This window comes from Segeticoccus rhizosphaerae (assembly GCF_009192725.1).
Lineage (GTDB): Bacteria > Actinomycetota > Actinomycetes > Actinomycetales > Dermatophilaceae > Segeticoccus > Segeticoccus rhizosphaerae.
In genome coordinates this window covers 1-3128 of the sequence record NZ_VOHR01000395.1, presented here as the reverse complement: position 1 = coordinate 3128, position 3128 = coordinate 1, and the positions used below count along the sequence as shown (strand labels likewise).

Annotated in this window: 2 protein-coding genes; one reads left to right on the top strand and one right to left on the bottom strand. The window is 71.4% G+C overall.

All coding sequences use genetic code 11. The features are described 5' to 3' along the window. The coding region (locus tag FRW57_RS19610; protein ID WP_152186829.1) for a DEAD/DEAH box helicase at window positions 1–1973 on the top strand (1973 nt) is incomplete at its 5' end. Window positions 1974–2011: 38 nt separating this feature from the next. Here FRW57_RS19610 and FRW57_RS19605 read toward each other — a convergent pair. After that, on the bottom strand, window positions 2012–2944 hold the full coding sequence (locus tag FRW57_RS19605) for a 5'-3' exonuclease (RefSeq protein WP_238999499.1): 933 nt from the start codon (window positions 2942–2944) through the stop codon (window positions 2012–2014). Window positions 2945–3128: the final 184 nt, after the last annotated feature.

Genomic DNA, 3128 nt, shown 5'->3' with positions numbered 1-3128 from the left:
TTCCTGGGCCGAATTATGTTGGCGTCAAACGCAATCGGCCGGGAGGCGGACCGAGCCGCGCCGAGGTCATCGAGCGGCTCGAGCGCGACGGGCTGCTGCCGGCGATCACCTTCATCTTCAGCAGGGCCGGCTGCACGGCGGCCGTCGGCCAGCTGCTGGCGTGGGGCACCCGGCTGATCCCCGAGGACGAGGGGGAGCGCATCCGCCGACACGTCGAGGAGCGGGTGTCCTCGCTGGCCGACGAGGACCTGGCCGTCATCGGCTACTGGGACTTCGTCGAGGGCCTCACCCGGGGTTTCGCCGCCCACCACGCGGGGATGCTGCCGACCTTCCGGGAGATCGTGGAGGAGCTCTTCACCGCCGGGCGGATCCGGGCGGTCTTCGCCACCGAGACGCTGGCCCTGGGCATCAACATGCCGGCCCGCACGGTGGTGATCGAGCGACTGGTCAAGTACAACGGCGAGACGCACGCCGACATCACGCCGGCGGAGTACACCCAGCTGACCGGCCGTGCCGGTCGGCGCGGCATCGACGTGGAGGGGCACGCTGTGGTGCTCTTCGGTCGCGGGCTCGACCCGGAGGCCGTGGGCGGGCTCGCCTCGACCCGCACCTACCCGTTGCGTTCGAGCTTCCGGCCGACCTACAACATGGCCGTCAACCTGGTGTCCCAGGTCGGTCGCGAGACCGCGCGAGAGATCCTCGAGACCTCCTTCGCGCAGTTCCAGGCGGACCGCTCCGTGGTCGGGATGGCCGCCGCTGTCCGACGCAACGAGGAGGCACTGGAGGGCTACGCCGAGGCGATGAGTTGCCACCTCGGGGACTTCAGGGAGTATGCCGCGCTGCGCAACCAGATCCGCGACCTGGAGAAGGCTGCCGCGAAGCAGCGGTCGGCGAGCCGACGCGCCGAGACGACACTCAGCCTGGAGCGGATGCACCCCGGCGACGTGTTCAAGGTCCCGACCGGGCGACGCGCCGGCTACGTCGTCGTCCTGGCGGGTAACCGTGGGGGCAAGAGGGAGGCAGCCTCACCCACCGTGCTGACCTCGGACGGCCAGGTGCGGCGCATCACCGCGCACGACGTGTCGGCGCCGGTCGAGCCCGTGACCACGATCGCCATACCGAAGCACTTCAACGCGCGGAACGCGAGGTCGCGGCGGGACCTCGCTGCGACGTTGCGGGTCAAGGTGCCCCATGACCCGCCGCCGAAGAAGAGCTCCGGCCAGGACGAGCAGCGGGAGGACCGCGAGGTCGCCCGGCTGCGGCGCGAGATGAGGGCCCACCCGTGCCACGCCTGCCCGGAGCGGGAGGACCACGCGCGCTGGGCCGAACGATGGTGGCGGCTGCGGCGCGAGACCGACGGACTGCAACGCAAGGTGGCGGGCCGCACCAACTCCGTGGCGCGCACGTTCGACCGGATCTGCGACCTGCTCGTCGACCTCGACTACCTCGGTGCGGGCGGTGAGTCGGTCACCCGGCAGGGTGAGCACCTGCGCCGGCTCTACACCGAGAAGGATCTGCTCGCCGCGGAGTGCCTGCGGCACGGCATCTGGCAACGGCTCGATGCCGCCGGGTTGGCAGCCGTCGTGTCGATGCTGGTCTACGAACCGCGCCGCGACGACACCGACCTGGCGCCGCGACTGCCCACCGACGACGTCCATGAGGCGTATGACGCGATGGTGCGACTGTGGAGCGGGCTGGAGGACCGCGAACAGGAGCACGTCCTTCCGCCGACCGGGGCGCCGGACGCGGGCATGGCCTGGATGATCCACCGCTGGGCGTCCGGACGGGCGCTCGACGAGGTGCTGCGCGATTCCGACATGGCGGCGGGCGACTTCGTGCGACGGTGCAAGCAGGTCGTCGACCTCCTCGGCCAGATCGCGGAGGCGGCCCCGCAGCCCGCCCTGTCGGCCACGGCGCGTCGCGCGATGGACGCGGTGATGCGCGGGGTCGTCGCCGCGGACCGCCTCGACTGATCACCCGACACGCCCCGGCAGGGGTGGTATGGGACGCGTCAGTCGATCGCGACCTGCAGCGCGGCGAGCACGCGATTGACCGGGCTGCGCAGGTCGTGCGAGTCCACCAGGTCCAGCAGCAGGTCGGGGTGGGCCACGGCCTCCGGCAGGCTCAGGTCCGTCTCCTCGATGGGACAGTCGGTCGCCACGGCCACCACCTTCGGTGCGACGTCGAGGTAGTCACTCGCCTCTTCCAGCCGGGCGCGCCGAGCGCCCTTGAGGTGAGGGTCCCCCTCGGCGAGCGCCGCTCGCAGGGCTGCCAGCCCGCCATACCGGTTGATGAGCGCCGCGGCCGTCTTCTCGCCGATGCCGGCAACCCCGGGCAGGCCGTCGCTGGTGTCACCGCGCAGGGTCGCCATGTCGGCGTATGCCGGGCCGGTGTCGATGTCGTACTTGTTGCGCAGGAACGACTGGGTCACGACGTCGGGGTCTCGGACCCCGCCGCGCGCCGTGTAGAGCACCCGGACGCTCGCCTCGTCGTCGACGAGCTGGAACAGGTCGCGGTCGCCTGTGACGACGTCGACCGGGCCCCGGCCGCGGTGCCGGTGCACGAGCGTGCCGATCACGTCGTCGGCCTCGTACCCGTCGGCCCCGAGCCGGGGGAGGCCGAGTGCGGCCAGGACCTCGACGATGACCGGCACCTGGGGGACCAGCGCCTCCGGGGTGTCCTCGACGTCGGGGCGGCCCTCCACCGCGCGGTGCGCCTTGTAGGTCGGGATCGCCTCTACCCGGAATGCGGGGCGCCAGTCGTTGTCCCAGCAGGCAGCGAGGTGCGTCGGCCGGTAGGTGGTGAGCAGGGTCGCGACCATGTCCAGCAGGCCGCGCACCGCGTTGTTGGGTGGAGCGCCGGGTGAAGCGCGCCGGTCGGGCACGCCGTAGAAGGCCCGGTAGTAGAGCGAGGCCGTGTCCAGCAGCATGAGTCGCTCAGTCATGAGGGGTCCCGCGAAGTATCGGAGCGCAGCGGAGAACTTCGTGGGGTGGGCTCACTGGACTACCTTCCTCGCGTCGGCGGTTCTGGATGGACCGCTGATGCACCCGAGGTGCCGTCGGGTCACTGCCCTGCTCGCTCGACCGTGAGAGGTCCAGCATGAGTTCTGCAGGGCCCGGCGGTCACCC